This window comes from Caulobacter sp. 602-1 (assembly GCF_003931565.1).
Classification (GTDB): Bacteria; Pseudomonadota; Alphaproteobacteria; order Caulobacterales; family Caulobacteraceae; genus Caulobacter.
This window is the reverse complement of the sequence record NZ_RRYI01000002.1, coordinates 592,039-607,447: the sequence shown is the minus strand read 5'-3', so window position 1 is coordinate 607,447 and position 15,409 is coordinate 592,039. Positions and strand designations below refer to the sequence as shown.

Below are 15,409 nucleotides of genomic sequence, written 5' to 3'. Positions count from 1 at the left end.
GAGCGCGGCCCAGCCAAGCCATGACGCGCGGCGACACGAACTTGACCGTGGCGATCACCCTGCTACCGCTCGCGCCATGGCCATCAGTCTCGAGGCAAGCGTGGTGCAAGCGACGGTGTCGGGCGGGTTCTTCAAGGGCCTGCTGGAGTTCGCGGCGTCGCTGGGCGCGGACCGCGCGGCGCTGCTGGAGCGAACCGGCGTCACCGAGACCGATTTCGCCGACCAGGACGCCCGCATCCCGCTGCAACGCTACAAGGCGCTCTACCGCGCCGGCCAGGAGATGACCGGCGAGCCGGCCCTGGCCCTGAAGTTCCCGGAAGCCACCCGCTTCGAGCAGATCTCGATCGTCGGCCTGATCTGCCAGGCGGCCGACACCATGGGCGGGGCCTTGAAGCAGTTGAACCGCTTCTCGCGCCTGGTGGTGGAAGTCGATGGCGTCTCGGACGGTCCCCGCTTCCAGCTGACGCCGCGCAATGGCGAACTCTGGCTGGAGGACCGTTGCGCCGAGGACTTTCCGGAGCTGATCGAGGCTGCCCTGGCTCGCTTCACGTGCGAGATGACGCGGCACTATCCGGACTTCACCTTCGCCCTCGCCGTCCACCTGACCCGTCCGCGCCCGGCCCACGCCGCCGAGTACGAGCGGGTGCTGCGCGCGCCCGTCACCTTCGGCGCGGCCTGGAACGCCCTGCGGATCGAGCCTTCGTGGCTGAACCTCGCGATCCAGCGGCCCAACCGCTACGCCTTCGGCATGTTCAACGGCCATGCCGACGCCCTGCTGGCCAGCCTGGAGCAATCCAAGACCACGCGCGGCCGGGTCGAGGCCCTGCTGATCCCGCTGCTGCACACCGGCGAACTGGCCATGGACGCGGTCGCCACCGCCCTGGGCCTGTCGCGCCAGACTCTCTACCGCCGCCTGAAGGCCGAAGGCGTCGGTTTCGACCAGGTGCTGGACGATCTGCGGCGGCGGATGGCCGAGACCTATCTGGAAAAGCTGTCGGTCAACGAAACCGCCTATCTGGTCGGCTTCTCGGAAACCAGCGCCTTCTCCCGCGCCTTCAAGCGCTGGACCGGCGCCAGTCCGCGCGGCCGCAAGGCCTAGCTCTTCAGATTCACTTTCACGGTCGTCGACAGGCCCGGCCGCAGGCGGGCGATGTCGGCCTGACCCGGATCCAGGCGGATGCGGACCGGCACGCGCTGGACGATCTTGGTGAAGTTGCCCGTGCCCGGCTCGAACGGCAGCAGCGAAAACTGAGAGCCCGAGCCCGGGGCGAAACTCTCGACGCGGCCCTTCAGCGCCTTGCCGCCCAGCGCGTCGACCTTGATCGTCGCCGCCTGCCCGGGAAGCATCCGCTCGACCTGGGTCTCCTTGAAGTTGGCGACGACATACAGCGCCTTGATCGGCACGATGGTCATCAGCCGCGTGCCGGGCTGGACATAGTCGCCGGGCTCGGCCTGGCGGTCGCCGACCACGCCGTCTATCGGCGAGACAATGACGGTGTGGCTCTGGTCCTGACGGGCCAGGATCAAGGCGGCCCTGGCGCGGGCCACCGCGGCCTCGGCCTGGGCCAGGTTGGCCGTCAGGGTGGCGCGCTTGGCGGCGGTGACGGCGGCTTGGTCCTGGCTGACCGAGAGCTGGGCGCGGCTGCGGTCGGCGGACGACTGCGCCCCGACGGCGGCGGCGCGGAAACGCTCGACGTCACGTCGGGCCACCGCGCCGCTGTCGGCGAGATCCTCGTAGCGCTTGCGGTCGGCCTGGGCGCGGACATTCTCGGCGTCGGCGGCCGCGATGGCGGTCTGGGCGGCGCGGATATTGGAGCCGGCCAGCCGCTGCTCGGCGTCCAGCGAGATCAGGGCGGCGCGGGCGCTGGCGACGGCGGCCTCGGCGTTGCCGACATCGGCTTCGGCGGAAGCCACGCGGGCGTCGAACTCCTCGGGGTCGATGCGGACCAGGGCGTCGCCCCGCTTGACGGCCTGATTGTGGTCGACCAGCACTTGGGCGACCAGGCCCCGCACCTTGGGCGCCACGCTGGAGCTGTCGGCCTGGACATAGGCCGCGTCGGTCGAGACCGCGCCTTTGGGCATGGCGATCAGGGCCGAGCCGCTGGCGGCCACGATGATCGCCCCGCCCACGGCCAGCACGGTCTTGCGCGAGAACGGCGACTTCTTCGCCTTGGTGACGGACTGGGCGGCCGCGCCCTCGAACGTGGCGTCGGTCATTGGTCGGCCTCCAGGCCAAGGCGGCGCTTCAGGTGCGCGCGGGAGCGTTCAAGAATGGCGTCGGAGCGGTCGGCGTCGGGCTCGGCCCGGGCCAGGGTCAGGGCCCCGACCAGTTCGGCGAGGGTCGAGCTGGCCTCATCCTCGGCATGGTCGCGGCCCAACGCCGCCAGATGGGTGGCGATGATCCCCGTCAGGTGCGCCACGCCCCTGGCGTAACGCTCGCGCGAAGCCTGCGACAGGCGCGGCGCGTCGACCGCGAGGTAAGGCAGAGGACAGCCGCCCGAGCGCGAGTCGCGATGGCGGGCCGACAAGTAGAAGTCGATGTAGCCCGTCAGGGCCTCGCGCGGCGGCGCGCCCTTCACCTTCTCCAGCATGGCCGTCGGCCCGCCCTCGAACATGTGGGCGATGGCCTCGGAAACGAAGGCCTCCTTCGACGGGAAGTGAGCGTAGAAGCCGCCGTGCGTCAGGCCCGCGCGGGCCATGACCCCGGCCACGCCCAGGCGGTGCGGACCTTCCTCGCGAATGACCATGGCGGCCTCGTCCAGGACCCGCAGGCGGGTCTTCCGCTTGTGCTCCGCGTCGTAGCGCATGCTTGCGTCCTCGATTACATGATACATATAATATTATAGCCATCATACTTTCAAGGGGCGCTCCCGTGAGCTCAGCCGCCGCCAAGCCGCCCATCGATCCAGGCGCCCTGCCCACCCGGACCAAGTTCCTGATTTTCGGAGTGATGGCTTTCGGCCAGTTCATGGCCCTGATCGACATCCAGATCGTGGCCGCGTCGCTGAACGACGTGCAGGCGGGGCTCTCAGCTGGACCCGACGAGATCAGTTGGGTGCAGACCGGCTATCTGATGGCCGAGCTCGTCATGATCCCGTTCGCAGCGTTCCTGGCCCAGTCGCTGTCGACGCGATGGCTGTTCGCCCTGTCGGCCGGCCTCTTCACCCTCTCCTCCGCCCTATGCGGCATGGCCTGGGACATCGACTCGATGATCCTGTTCCGCGTGCTGCAGGGCTTCACCGGCGGGGCCATGGTGCCGACGGTGTTCGCGACGGGCTTCGCCATGTTCTCCGGACCGCAGCGGGCGATGATCCCGGCGATCCTGGGCATGGTCTCGGTGCTGGCCCCGACCCTGGGCCCAACGGTCGGCGGTTGGCTGACCGAGGCGGTCGGCTGGCGCTCGATCTTCTACATCAACATCGCGCCCGGAGCCCTTGTGACGATCCTGGCGATCACGGTGATCAAGGTTGATCGGGCCAGGCCCGAGATGCTGAAGACTATCGACTACGCCCACCTGGCGGCCATGGCCGTCTTCCTGGGCGGGCTGGAATATGTGCTGGAGGAAGGTCCGCGCCGGCAGTGGTTCGAGGATCCGGCCATCGCCATCGCCGGCTGGGTGACGCTGGTGGCCTTCGCCCTCTTCGTCGAGCGTTCCTTCCGGTCCGGCGGACCGGTCGTGAAGCTGTCGCCGTTCCGCAAGCCGACCTTCGTGTTCGCCTGCGTGTTCAATCTGGTGATCGGTTTTGGCCTCTATTCCTCGACCTATCTGATCCCTGTCTTCCTGGGGCGGGTGCGGGGCTATGACAGCCTGGAGATCGGCACGACGGTCTTCGTCACCGGCATCGCCCAGATCCTGTCGACGGTGATCGCGGCCAGACTCTCGACCCGCGTCGACCAGCGGATCGTGGTGACGGTGGGCCTGTCGTTGTTCGCCGCGGCCTTGTGGCTCACCTCGCACATGACCAGCCAATGGGGCTTCGCGGCCCTGCTGGCGCCCCAGGCCCTTCGGGGCTTCGCGATCATGCTATGCATCGTGCCCAGCGTGAACATGGCGCTGTCCGGCTTCGAGATGGCCGAGCTGCGTTACGCGTCCGGCCTGTTCAACCTGATGCGCAACCTGGGCGGAGCGATCGGCATCGCCGTGGTCAACACCTGGCTGGGCGACAACGCCCGCGTCCACGTGGCCCGCTTCGGCGAGGCGCTGGGCGAGGCTGGCCGCTCGGGCGATGCGGCGCTGGAGGCCCTGGCCGCCCGCATCGCCGAGCGCCCCCCCGACGCCGCCCAGGCCGCGCTGATCCTCCAGGCCGAGCTGGCCAAGGTGGTCGGGCGCGAGGCCCTGACCCTGGCCTTCAACGACGTCTTCCGGGTGATGGCGGCGCTGTTTGTGCTGGCCCTGATCATGGCCCCGTTCTGCAAGCCCCCGCCCCTCGCCGGCGCCAAGCCGCCGCCGGATGCTCACTAAGCAAAAAAAGCCCCGGGAGGACGAGCCTCCCGGGGTGCGCTTGCAGGAAGTTGGAGTGAACCGGTCAGTGCGCCGCGGCGGCCGGCGCGGCTTCGAGCGTCTCGGCGGCATGGACAGCTTCGACCGGCTTGCGGGCCGACCAGCCGAAGGCGGCGATGATCAGGTAGCAGATGGCCGGCACGAACATCGCCAAGCCCAGGCTGCCGATGTGGTCGGCGACGAAGCCGGTCAGCGGCGGGATCACCGCGCCGCCGACGATGCCCATGCACAGCAGGCCCGATGCGGCCGGGGTCTTGCGACCCATGCCCTCGATGCCGAGCGTGAAGATGGTCGGGAACATGATCGAGTTGAACAGGCCGATCGCCAGCAGGCTGTACCCGGCGGTCGCGCCAGACGTCATGGCGGATGTGGTGATCAGACCCACCACGATCAGGGCGCAGACGGTCAGCACCTTGCCGGGCGAGACCCGCGCCAGCACGAAGGCGCCGATGAAGCGGCCGACCATCGCGCCGCCCCAGTACCAGGACAGCATGGCCCCGGCCTTCGACAGCGGCAGGCCCAGGGTGCTGGGCTGGGCCAGATAGTTGGTCATGAAGGTGCCGATCGCCACCTCGGCGCCGACATAGACGAAGATGCACAGCACGGCGAAGGCCAGGCGCTTGTGCTTCATCATGCCCAGCATCTCGCCCAGGCCCGTGGCGGCCTCGGCCTGCGGGGCCTTGTCGTTGTTGCGCAGGAACCAGAACAGCAGCGCCAGCACCAGCAGGCCGCCGGCGATGATCATGTACGGCGCCTGGACGGCATGGGCCTGGGTGTGGCGCAGGGCCTCCAAGGCGGCCGGGGTCAGGGTCGCCGGATCGGGCGCCTTCTCGATGTGCCGGAGGATCAGGGCCGAACCCACGAACGGCGCCAGATAGGTGCCGAACGAATTCAGGAACTGGGCGAAGGTCAGGCGGCTGGAGGCCGTCTCGCTCTTGCCCAGCAGGGCCACCAGCGGGTTGGCGGCGACCTGCAGCAGGGTGATGCCGGAGGCCAGGATGAACAGAGCGCCGAGGAAGCCGTAATAGACGCCGGTGTTGGCGGCCGGGGCGAACAGCAGGCAGCCGATCATCATCACGACCAGGCCCACCACGACGGCGCGCAGATAGCCCAGGCGGCTCAGCAACCAGCTCGACGGCAGCGACATCAGGAAATAGGCGCCGAAGAAGCAGGTCTGCGTCAGGGCGGTCTGGAAGTTGTTCAGCTTGAACAGCGACTTCAGCGCCGGCGCCACCAGGTCGACCAGGCAGGTCGAGAAGCCCCAGGCGAAGAACAATAGAATTACGAAAGGCAGCAGCACGCCGCCCGACTTGCTCGTTCCGTCTTGGCCAGTCCCGCCCGATGGCGCGAGTCCGCCGCCCATACCCGCCATGCCCTGAAGCTCCCTAGTGACGCTAGATTTGTGAATCCGTCTTTGCGCGGACGCGCCATTCACAGGAAGCGTGACAACGTTGTCAACCACGCGCGCGCTTTTTCAATGGCTGATAGCGCTACCAGGGGAACCGCCTACCGCTTTCGCGGCTTGATCCGGAGAACCGGGAGTTTCTCATGTCCGCGCTGATGGTTCTTCTGATGTCCAGCCTGTTCGTGCTGGCGGCGATGGTCGGCTTGGCCGACGCTCTGGTGCACTTCCTGGCCTGGAGCATCGAGCGCCTCAAGGCGCCGCGCGAGACCACCAAGGCGTCTCAGTCACCCGCGCAGGGAATGACCGCGTAGCGGCTGGCCTTGAGGGCGCGGAGCGCGCCCCGGTCGACCTGATCGCGGGTGAACGGCGCCTCGGGCGTCCAGTCTCGCGCCGCCAATTCGGCGGCCAGCGGCGGGGCGTCCTCCCAGCGCGGCCAGATGATCCAGGCCGGCGCATCCGACGCCGCGCAGAAAATCCGGACTTGCGCCAGGCTCGGCGGCGGCAGGCGGCGTTCCGGCGCCGTCAACGGTCGAATGAAATCCTCGCCCGCCAATCCCAGGTTCGTCAGGCGCTCGGCGCGGTCGCGAATCTCAAGGGCCATGGGTCTCGAGAACACCACGCCGGCGCCCTGCACGCGCGCGGACCAATTGGGTCGGCCCAGCAGCAACCAGGACTCCATGTCGCCGACCAGCCACAGCACTGGCCCGGGCCGCGCGGCGGTCATGGCGACCAGTCCCTGATCTCTCCCCCGGTCACGCGCGCGGATGTAGTCGGAACGGTCGTCCCACAGGAGGATCGCCAGCACGCAGACCGCACCCGCCCCGACGATGCGCGCCATGACCGGCGGCGTCGGTCGGCCGAGGGCCAACCAGACGCCGATCACCACCGCGATGGCCAGGGCGGGCAGATCGCTGAACCAGACGATACCCTCGCTATAGCGCCCTGCTCTCGCCAGCTTGTTCGCCAGACCCGCGCCAGCCAATCCGGCATAGCCGATCGCCCCCACGGCCAGCAGGCCGAGCGCCAAGCCCATGTAAAGTCTCGGATGCGTGAAGCGCGACTTGCCGTCCATGGCGACAAGCAGCAGGCCCAACGGCGCCGCGAGCAGGCTGAGCTCGCCGACATCGCGAAACAGCCAGGCCAAGCCGATCAAGGACGTGCCCAGCAGCCCTGCCGGCCCGCGTCGGGGCAGTTCGGCGACCAGCAGCGCCAGGCAGGCCAGGGCCAGGACCGCGACGGGTTGCAGGGTGCGCCAGCTCTGGATCTGCAGGAAAAGGATCAGCGACAGACGTTCGCCGAGAATGGCCGCGGCGGCGACGCCGACGAGACCGGCGATCAAGGCGCCCAGGACCAGGCGACGCGGCGCGCCCTGGAGCAGAAAGACCCCCGCCGCCGCCGTACAGATCTGTACGGACAGAAGGCTCCAGGCCTCGAGCGGCCAGAGCGAGGGGAACAGGATTGGGCTGCGGGTCTCGACCACCGCCCGCCAGGCGGGATCCATGATGGTCACCAGACGGTCGGCGATCGGCAGGTGCGCGAGCCCCGCCACGGCGACGACGGCGACGCCCGTCAAACCCGCCCATAGCCAACGGCGGTCCTCCAGGCAGAGGGCGGCGCCGATCGCCGCGACCGAGCACAGGCCCATGATCGGATGGAACAGCATGCCGACGACGCAGAGTCCAAGTCCCAGCCGGGGGCGTCCGGACAGATAGGCGGCCATGCCGGCCAGGCCCGCGGCCTCGACCAACCCGCGCGGCGTAGCGTAGGGCTCGCCGAAACCGATGACGTTTAGAGGTCCGTAAAGGGAGGGCAGCGAAACCACGAAGACCAACGCCGCCCAGCGCAACGCCGGCGGCCGGTCGGCCAGGAGCCGCTCGACCATCAAGGCCGCCGCCGCGAACCACAGCGCCAGCGTCAAGGCCACGATCGCCATCGTCGCGGCCGAAGGACCCAGGACCGCGATCAGCCTCGCCAGTATCGGCGTGTAGAGGCTGAAGCCGAACTGCCCGTCATGGACGAACATCAGGTCGCGCCCGACCCCGCCTGGGTCCAGCTTGGCCAGGGCGTCGGCCACATAGAGGCGGCCGTCGTGATAGATCCCGGGATAGGGACGGCTCAGCAGGAACAGGCCAAGCGCGGCCAGCCATCCAAGCCAGCGGCCATCGGCGAACTTGTCGAGGCGGCTCACGGCTGGACGGGGTCGACGCCCGGAGCCTTGAACAGCAGCGCCCGGCGGACGGTGAAGTTGAATATGAAGACGATACCGGCGGTCGGGATCTTGGCCACGCCCGGATGCAGGCGCAAGACCTCGACCCAGAGGGCCATCAGGCCTTGGGTCAGTATCAGGCCGGCCAGACCCACGCCGACGAAACCGACGAACTCTCGCCGGCGGTCCGCGACAGGACGGTGGCGGAAGACCACCGAGACCGACAGCAGATAGGTCACCGCAATGCCGCTGACGAACCCCGTCGCCGAGGCCGCCAGATAGTTGACGCCCAGCGCCGTCAGCGCCAACAGCAGACCCCAGTCGAGACCGAGCGCCAGGGCGCTGGCCAAGCCATAAAGCATCAGCTCGCGCAGCCCCCCGATCAGCCCTGTCGGCAAGCGCCGCCAGATCCGGAGGCGACCGTGGCGCGCCGCGAAAGCCATGATCAGGCGGCGACCTTGGTCGGAACCAGGCGTTCGCCGCGCAGAGCCTCGCGGGCGCCGGAGACGCCGGCCTCGCCGTACTCGGCGTCCTCATTGACCTCCCACACGTCGTGCAGGGTCTCCCCGGCGATGATGTTCTCGGCCGTCAGCAGGCCGGTCATCATGGCGTGGTCCTGGTTGTTGTACTTGTGCATGCCGTTGCGGCCCACGAGGTGCAGCCCCGGGAAGTGCATCTTCAGGTCCAGGCGGACCATCTTGATGTGCTCGGCATAGGCGTCGTCATAGACCGGATAGGCCTTGTGCTGGCGCACCACGCAGGCGTCGTAGACGTCCGCCGGGTCCATCAGGCCGATCTTGGCGATTTCGCGCTTGGCCTGGACGATCAGGTCCTCGTCCGAGGTGGTCCACAGGCCGTCGCCCTCGAAGCAGAAATACTCAAGACCGAGGCAGGTCGAGACGCCATCCGGGATCATTTCCGGCGACCACGAGCGGAAGTTCTGCACGCGACCGACCTTTACCGACGGGTCGTGGATGTAGATCCAGTTGTCCGGCAGTTCCTTCTGGGGCTTGCCGATCAGCACCACGGTCAGGAAGTCGCGGTACATCAGTTCGCCGGCGTGGAAGACGCTGATCGGCGTCGGGCTGATCGACTGCATCAGCTCGCGGATCGGGGCGGACGAGACGACGTCGTCGGCCGTGTAGATCTCCTTCCTGCCGTCGGCGCACGAGACGCTGACGGTCCAGATCTTGGCCAGCTTGTCATAGTGCAGACCGTCGACCTTGCGGCCCATGCGGGCCTGGCCGCCCAGGGCGGCGATCTTCGCCGCGCAGGCCTCCCACATCATGCCGGGTCCCTTGCGAGGATAGCGGAAGCTCTCGATCAGGGTCTTGGGCGCGCCCTCGCCTGTCCTGGCCTTGACGCCCAGCGAGCGCTTGACGCCGTCGATGATGGCCGAGGCCAAGTCCAGACCCTTGATGCGCTGGCTGGCCCAGTCGGCCGAGATCTCATCGCAGCTCATGCCCCACACCTTCTCGGTGTAGGTCTTGAAGAAGATCGAGAACAGCTTTTCGCCGAACTGGTTGCGGACCCACTGGTGGAAGGTGGTCGGCGCGGCGATCGGGTTCAGCTTGGCCCAGCCGAACGAGGCCATGCACTTGGTCGCCGTCCAGACGCCCAGGTTCGCGAGCGCCTCGAAGGCCTTCAGCGGATAGGCGTAGAACTTCTCGCGGTAGTAGATGCGCGACAGGCGCGGCCGGTCGATGAAATCGTCGGGCAGGATCTCGTTCCACAGGTCGACGATCTCCTTGCTCTTCGAGAAGAAGCGATGACCGCCGATGTCGAACTTGAAGCCCTTGTAGTCGACCGTCCGGCTGATGCCGCCGACATAGGTCGGGTCCATCTCCAGCACAGTCACGCCGCGGCCGGCCTTGGCCAGGGTGTAGGCGGTCGTCAGGCCGGCCGGGCCGGCGCCGATCACCAGGGTCTCCACGTGCTGGCCCATGCGGCCGTCTCCTATCCCGTTTCGAGACAAGATGCGGGCGGATGGTTAAGGCGGGGTCGCGAGGCTTGGTGAATCCCGATTAATCGTGAATCCGCTACGATCGGTCGCGGCGGTTGCTTATCAGGGGTGACAGACGCGAAAGGCGACGCTAGGTTTGCCGTGATGACCCTCGCCGCCAGCCAACAGCTGTTTTGGTATTTTAGCTATCCGACGCCTCTGGCGCCGGGAGGGTTTCGTTCGGCCTGACATCAGGGCCACAAAGAACACCTTCACCAGCCGCCAGGGGTTCCCCGGGCGGCTTTTTTGATGGCCGCCGGACCTCGCAAGATCTTCCGGAGTACGCCATGCCTTCCACCGCCCATCTCGTCTCGCTGCCCGTTCCCACCGACGATCTGCGCATCGAGAAACTGCAGACGCTCAGCCCGCCCGCCCAGGTGATCGGCGAGGCGCCGGCCAGTTCGTCGATCGCCGAGGTCGTCGGCGAGGCCCGCGCCGCCGTCCACGAGATCCTGCACGGCCGCGACGACCGCCTGGTGGTGGTGATCGGCCCCTGCTCGATCCACGATCCCAAGGCCGCCCTCGACTACGCCCACCGCCTGGCCGCCGAGCGCACGCGCCACGCCGGCGAGCTGGAAGTGATCATGCGGGTCTATTTCGAGAAGCCCCGCACCACGGTGGGCTGGAAGGGCCTGATCAACGACCCCGACCTGGACGGCGGCTTCCGGATCAACGAGGGCCTGCGCCTCGCGCGTCGGGTGCTGCTGGACGTCAGCGCCCAGGGCCTGCCGGCGGCCTGCGAGTTCCTGGACGTGACCACGCCGCAGTACATCGCCGACCTGGTGGCCTGGGGCGCGATCGGCGCGCGCACGACCGAGAGCCAGATCCACCGGGAGATGGCCTCGGGCCTCTCCTGCCCGGTCGGCTTCAAGAACGGCACCAACGGCGACGTGAAGGTCGCGGTCGACGCGGTCACCGCCGCGTCGCAACCGCACCACTTCCTGGCCGTGACCAAGGAAGGCCGCGCCGCCATCGCCACCACCACCGGCAACGCCGACTGCCATGTCGTGCTGCGTGGCGGCAAGGCGCCCAACTACGACGCCGCCAGCGTCGCGGCGGCCGCCGAGGTCCTGGCCAAGTCCGGCCTGCCGGCTAGGATCATGGTCGATGTTAGCCACGCCAACAGCGGCAAGAACCACGAGAACCAGCCGGCCGTGGTCGCGGACGTCTGCGCCCAGGTGGCGACCGGGACCTCGCCGATCATGGGGGTGATGATCGAGAGCAACCTCGTCGCGGGCCGCCAGGACATCGTTCCCGGCCAGCCCCTGACCTACGGCCAGTCGGTCACCGACGCCTGCGTCGACTGGGACACCTCGGTGCGCCTGCTCGACCAGCTGGCGGCCGCGGTGAAGGCTGGCCGAGAAGCGCGCGAGGCCTAGGCGAACCACGCGCGAGCGGCGGGACTTAAGTCGACATCCCGCCGTTCGCGCATCCTTCCGCCGACCAGACGCGTTGTGAAGCCCGAGGGACCTTCACCAAGGCGAAGTTCACATGACCCGTCTCGTCATCATCGGCCTGGCCATCGGCGCCATCGCCCTTCCCGCGACGCTGGCGCCCACCGACGCCGACGCCGCCACCTGCCGCAGCCGCAAGGCCACCGGAACCGTCATCGGCGGGCTGGGCGGCGCCCTGGTCGGCAACGCCATCTCCAAGGGCGGCGGCGGTCTGCTGATCGGCGGCGTCGGCGGCGCCCTGGTCGGCCGCGAAATCGGCAAGAGCGGCTGTCGCACCCGCACGGCCTATTATAGCTCCGGCTCCAGCTATCGCGCCGCCTCGCCGGCGCCGGCGCGACCCACGCCCGTCCGTCAGGTCTATTACGACCACATGGGCAACCCGGTCGCCACGGGCGAGGTCCGCGACGGGACCTTCCACCAGGTCTCGACCAGCGCTCCGACCGGCGGGACGTGCCGCAACGCCACGATCTCCTACTACGACGAGCGCGGCCGCCTGGCCCAGCGCCCGGTCCAGATCTGCCCCCGCTAGAAACGCACGGAAATCAAAACGATGATCCGCAAGCCCGTGATGGCCGGCCTGGCCGTCGCCACCCTCGCCCTGGCCGCCTGTGAAAACGGGCATGAGGCCATGTCCAACCCGAAGATCTGCGCCGATTTCCGCAACAATGCCGGCCCCGGCGCCACGGCGGCCTCGGATCCGTCGACGCCCGTCGATGAGTGCGCCCGCCGCTGGGCCTACAGCCTGGCCGGCTCCAAGGACGGCGCCGAGATCGTCGCCGACGCGGTCGTGGCCGCCTGCGCCCCGGTGCTGAGCCGCTGGAACCAAGCCTCGCTGGGCCAGACCGCCAACAGCGGCGAGCAGGCGCTGAGCCTGACCACCGGCCAGCCGACCAATCCGCTGGCCGAGCATAGCAGCTTCGCCCAGGGCCGCGCGCTGTTCTACGTGGTCCAGGCCCGCGCCGGCCGCTGCAAACCGCCGCCGGTCACCAACGGCGTGCCCGCAGGTCTCTAGAACTGGCGTTTTCCCTGTGGCAGGGTCGGAGCCGGACACCGCTCCACATCGGGCACGCGCACCGCCGCCCCTGCCCTTTCCACAGGGAACCCGCGAGCGATGTCCTCATCGACCTCGAACATCCGGTTCGGCCGTCTGGCCGCATCCGCCTTCACGCGCGACATCCAGGCCGCCCATGCCTTCTATCGCGACGTCCTAGGCTTTACGAAAACCTTCGAAAACGGCGATCCCGTCGGCTTCATGATCCTGGAGAAGGGCGGCGCCGAGCTGCATCTCAGCTTGGTCCGGGACCACAAGCCCTCGACCGCCAATGTCGCCCACCTGATGGTCGACGATGCCGACGCCCTGCATCAGGTCCTGGTCGCGGCCGGCGTGCGGATCATCAAGTCGCTGGCGGACAAGGACTACGGCCTCAGGGCCTTCGTCTTCGCCGACCCTGACGGCAACCGCATCGACGTCGGCCAGCCGCTCGAGGCGGGCGCCGAGGCCACACGCTTCGAGAACCTTGACCTGTCGAGCGCCGCCTTCGCGAACTGCCGCCTGGCCGGCGCGACATTCACGGATGTCGACTTGTCAAAGGCCAGCCTCAACAACGTCAATCTCAGCGGCGTCACGATCGACGACGCCAGGATCGACGGGCTGACCATTTTCGGCATGGACATCCAGGCGCTGATCCGCGCGGAACTGGCCCGCCGGCGCGAAGGCTAGGCTAGCGAAGCGCGCTCCCATTCCAAGAACTCCGGCGTCGCCAGCAGGCGCTCGGCGTAGGCTTGCGCCGCGCCGGCGTCGCCGTATTCCGAAAGCCTGATTCCATAGGTGCGGAAGCGCGTCGCCACCGGGGCGTAGAAGGCGTCCGCGATCGACCAGTCACCCAGTAGGAACGGTCCGCCGGACCGCGTCAGCAGCCGGTTCCAGCGCCCGACGATCGTGCGGACGTTCTTCTGGGTAGCTTCGGAAATCTCCAGCGTCGTGCGGATGTCCAGCGCCATCGGGCACTCGCCGCGCAGCGCCTGGAAACCGCCGTGCATCTCGGCAGCCGCCGAACGGCCCAGCGCCCGCAGGATCGGATCTTCCGGCCACAGCTTGGCCTCGGGGAAGGTCTCGGCCAGGTACTCGCAGATGGCCAGCGAGTCCCAGATGGTCAGGTCGCCGACCTTCAGCACCGGCACCTGCCCGCTCGGCGAATGCTGGGCGATGGCCGCGTCGGTGGCCGCGCCCTGGCGCAGCTGAACCTCGATTTCCTCGAATGACGCGCCGGTGCGCTTGAGCGCCAGCCACGGCCGCAACGACCAGCTGGACCACCGCTTGGTGCCGATCACGAGTTCCATGGCGCGTGCTCCCTGATGCGATTGCCGCCTGGCTTACCCTGCGTCTAAGGTGGCCTCAACGATTAGAACAACTGTTCGAGGGAGAGCGCTCATGGCGGAAGCGGCCACGCCGTCACCGGTCATCAATCCCGTTTCGACGGGCTATCGCCGGTACGCCCTATGGGTGCTGCTGATCATCTACACCCTGAACTTCCTGGATCGGCAGGTGGTCAACATCCTGGCCGAGCCGATCAAGCGCGACCTTGGCCTGGCCGACTGGCAGCTGGGCATGATGACGGGCCTGGCCTTCGCCATCTTCTACACCGTGCTGGGCATCCCGATCGCTCGCCTGGCTGAGACCAAGAACCGGCCCTTCATCATCGGCGCCTCGGTGGCCGCCTGGAGCGCCTTCACCGTGTTGTGCGGCTTCACCCAGAACTTCTGGCAGCTGATCCTGGCGCGGATCGGCGTGGGGGTCGGCGAGGCCGGTTGCACGCCGCCCGCCCACTCGCTGATCACCGACTATGTGCCGCGCGAGAAGCGGGCCAGCGCCATCGCCTTCTATTCGATCGGCACACCGCTGGGCACCTTGGCCGGCATGGCCATGGGCGGCCTGGTCGCCGACGCCTACGGCTGGCGGGCCGCATTCATGGTCGCCGGCGCGCCGGGCGTGGTCTTCGCCTTGGTCGCCGCCTTCACCCTGGTGGAGCCGCGCAAGAAACTGGCCGCCGAAATGGCCGCCCGCGCCAGCTCGCAGATCAGCCTCGCCGCCGCCCTGGCGGTGCTGGCGACCAAGAAGACCTTCTGGCTGGTGGCCCTGGCCGCCTCGATCAAGGCCTTCATCGGCTATGGCCACGCGCCGTTCACCGCCTCGTTCTTCTTCCGCAACCACGGGCCGGAGATCGCCCAGCTGGCCGCCGGCTTCGGCCTGAAGTCCGCGGGATTCCTGGGCCTGGCCCTGGGACTGATCGGCGGCACGGCGGGCGTCATCGGGGCATGGCTGGGCGGGGTGTTCGCGGATCGCCTGGGGGCCAAGGACCTGCGCGCCTATGTGACCGTGCCGGCGGTCGCCTCGCTGATCACCATCCCGATCTTCATCACCGCCGTCAGCCTGGACACCCCGATGACCGCGATCTGCCTGCTGGCCGTCAACGCCCTGCTGGGAACGCTGTGGTACGGGCCCGTCTACGCCACCGCCCAGAGCATCGTCGACCCGGCTCTGCGGGCGACCGCCTCGGCCGTGCTGCTGCTGATCATCAACCTGATCGGCCTGGGTCTCGGCCCCCTGGCCGTCGGCATCCTCAGCGACGTGCTGTCCGGCCACGCGGGCCTCGGCGAAGCGCAGGGCGTGCGCTGGGCGCTGATCGTCTCGGCGACGCTGGGCCTGGCCGCGTTCGGCCTGTTCTGGGCGGCCCGCCGCAGCATCCGTGAAGAGATGGTCGCCTAGGAGCCCCCCGCGGTGCAGGAGCGCCTCGCAAATTAGCCCCTGGCGCTTTGCCTTCCGCTCCGTCACAGTCCCCTC

The 15,409-nt window shown here is 68.5% G+C and carries 16 protein-coding genes; 9 read left to right on the top strand and 7 right to left on the bottom strand.

Annotated features, from left to right (window positions below):
• The first annotated feature begins 100 nt into the window (after positions 1-100).
• The gene (locus tag EIK80_RS07510; RefSeq protein ID WP_233586480.1) at positions 101-1,099 is read left to right on the top strand and encodes an AraC family transcriptional regulator; all 999 of its coding nucleotides are present in this window, start codon (positions 101-103) and stop codon (positions 1,097-1,099) included.
• Here EIK80_RS07510 and EIK80_RS07505 read toward each other — a convergent pair.
• Together EIK80_RS07505 and EIK80_RS07500 are read right to left on the bottom strand one after the other, a co-directional pair.
• Positions 1,096-2,217 carry an HlyD family secretion protein gene (locus EIK80_RS07505; protein WP_125156334.1) on the bottom strand — a complete coding sequence of 374 codons (1,122 nt, stop codon included), beginning with the start codon at positions 2,215-2,217 and terminating at the stop codon, positions 1,096-1,098. The two genes, EIK80_RS07510 and EIK80_RS07505, sit on opposite strands and share 4 nt — an antisense overlap.
• Positions 2,214-2,807 (bottom strand): TetR/AcrR family transcriptional regulator, encoded by a 594-nt coding sequence (locus EIK80_RS07500; RefSeq protein ID WP_125156333.1) that lies wholly within the window; start codon positions 2,805-2,807, stop codon positions 2,214-2,216. The genes EIK80_RS07505 and EIK80_RS07500 overlap by 4 nt, the downstream gene beginning before the upstream one ends.
• 65 nt (positions 2,808-2,872) lie before the next feature.
• On the opposite strand from EIK80_RS07500, the gene EIK80_RS07495 reads away from it, so the two are divergent.
• Positions 2,873-4,462: a DHA2 family efflux MFS transporter permease subunit gene (locus tag EIK80_RS07495; protein ID WP_233586475.1), complete on the top strand. Its 1,590-nt coding sequence runs from the start codon at positions 2,873-2,875 to the stop codon at positions 4,460-4,462.
• A gap of 64 nt (positions 4,463-4,526) precedes the next feature.
• On the opposite strand, the gene EIK80_RS07490 is transcribed toward EIK80_RS07495, so the two are convergent.
• Positions 4,527-5,801 carry a sugar MFS transporter gene (locus EIK80_RS07490; protein ID WP_233586473.1) on the bottom strand — a complete coding sequence of 425 codons (1,275 nt, stop codon included), beginning with the start codon at positions 5,799-5,801 and terminating at the stop codon, positions 4,527-4,529.
• Positions 5,802-6,049: 248 nt separating this feature from the next.
• Here EIK80_RS07490 and EIK80_RS26070 point away from each other — a divergent pair, with 248 nt between their 5' ends.
• Entirely contained in the window at positions 6,050-6,217 is a 168-nt protein-coding gene (locus EIK80_RS26070; RefSeq protein ID WP_158624647.1) for a hypothetical protein, read from the top strand.
• Here EIK80_RS26070 and EIK80_RS07485 read toward each other — a convergent pair.
• From EIK80_RS07485 to EIK80_RS07475, 3 genes are read right to left on the bottom strand one after another with little or no spacing between them, the layout of a single operon-like run.
• Positions 6,187-8,094: a hypothetical protein gene (locus EIK80_RS07485; protein ID WP_125156331.1), complete on the bottom strand. Its 1,908-nt coding sequence runs from the start codon at positions 8,092-8,094 to the stop codon at positions 6,187-6,189. The genes EIK80_RS26070 and EIK80_RS07485 overlap by 31 nt on opposite strands.
• Positions 8,091-8,510 (bottom strand): GtrA family protein, encoded by a 420-nt coding sequence (locus EIK80_RS07480; RefSeq protein WP_233586471.1) that lies wholly within the window; start codon positions 8,508-8,510, stop codon positions 8,091-8,093. The genes EIK80_RS07485 and EIK80_RS07480 overlap by 4 nt, the downstream gene beginning before the upstream one ends.
• 47 nt (positions 8,511-8,557) lie before the next feature.
• Positions 8,558-10,057: an NAD(P)/FAD-dependent oxidoreductase gene (locus EIK80_RS07475; protein WP_125156329.1), complete on the bottom strand. Its 1,500-nt coding sequence runs from the start codon at positions 10,055-10,057 to the stop codon at positions 8,558-8,560.
• Positions 10,058-10,219: 162 nt separating this feature from the next.
• Between EIK80_RS07475 and EIK80_RS07470 the strand changes: the two genes are divergently transcribed.
• The 5 genes from EIK80_RS07470 to EIK80_RS07450 all read left to right on the top strand — a co-directional run bounded on the left by EIK80_RS07470 (position 10,220) and on the right by EIK80_RS07450 (position 13,288).
• Complete coding sequence (locus tag EIK80_RS07470) at positions 10,220-10,303, top strand: hypothetical protein (RefSeq protein WP_125156646.1); 84 nt, start codon at positions 10,220-10,222, stop codon at positions 10,301-10,303.
• 98 nt (positions 10,304-10,401) lie between these two features.
• Positions 10,402-11,493, top strand: coding sequence for a 3-deoxy-7-phosphoheptulonate synthase (locus EIK80_RS07465; protein WP_125156328.1), 1,092 nt, complete (start codon positions 10,402-10,404; stop codon positions 11,491-11,493).
• A 112-nt stretch (positions 11,494-11,605) separates the two neighbouring features.
• Positions 11,606-12,097: a hypothetical protein gene (locus tag EIK80_RS07460; RefSeq protein ID WP_125156327.1), complete on the top strand. Its 492-nt coding sequence runs from the start codon at positions 11,606-11,608 to the stop codon at positions 12,095-12,097.
• A gap of 21 nt (positions 12,098-12,118) precedes the next feature.
• Positions 12,119-12,580 carry a hypothetical protein gene (locus tag EIK80_RS07455; RefSeq protein ID WP_125156326.1) on the top strand — a complete coding sequence of 154 codons (462 nt, stop codon included), beginning with the start codon at positions 12,119-12,121 and terminating at the stop codon, positions 12,578-12,580.
• Between the two features lie 99 nt (positions 12,581-12,679).
• Positions 12,680-13,288, top strand: a complete 609-nt coding sequence (locus tag EIK80_RS07450; protein ID WP_125156325.1) for a VOC family protein — start codon at positions 12,680-12,682, stop codon at positions 13,286-13,288.
• Here EIK80_RS07450 and EIK80_RS07445 read toward each other — a convergent pair.
• Positions 13,285-13,908, bottom strand: coding sequence for a glutathione S-transferase family protein (locus EIK80_RS07445; protein ID WP_125156324.1), 624 nt, complete (start codon positions 13,906-13,908; stop codon positions 13,285-13,287). The genes EIK80_RS07450 and EIK80_RS07445 overlap by 4 nt on opposite strands.
• Positions 13,909-13,999: 91 nt before the next feature.
• Here EIK80_RS07445 and EIK80_RS07440 point away from each other — a divergent pair, with 91 nt between their 5' ends.
• Positions 14,000-15,334 (top strand): MFS transporter, encoded by a 1,335-nt coding sequence (locus tag EIK80_RS07440; RefSeq protein WP_125156323.1) that lies wholly within the window; start codon positions 14,000-14,002, stop codon positions 15,332-15,334.
• Positions 15,335-15,409 lie beyond the last annotated feature (75 nt).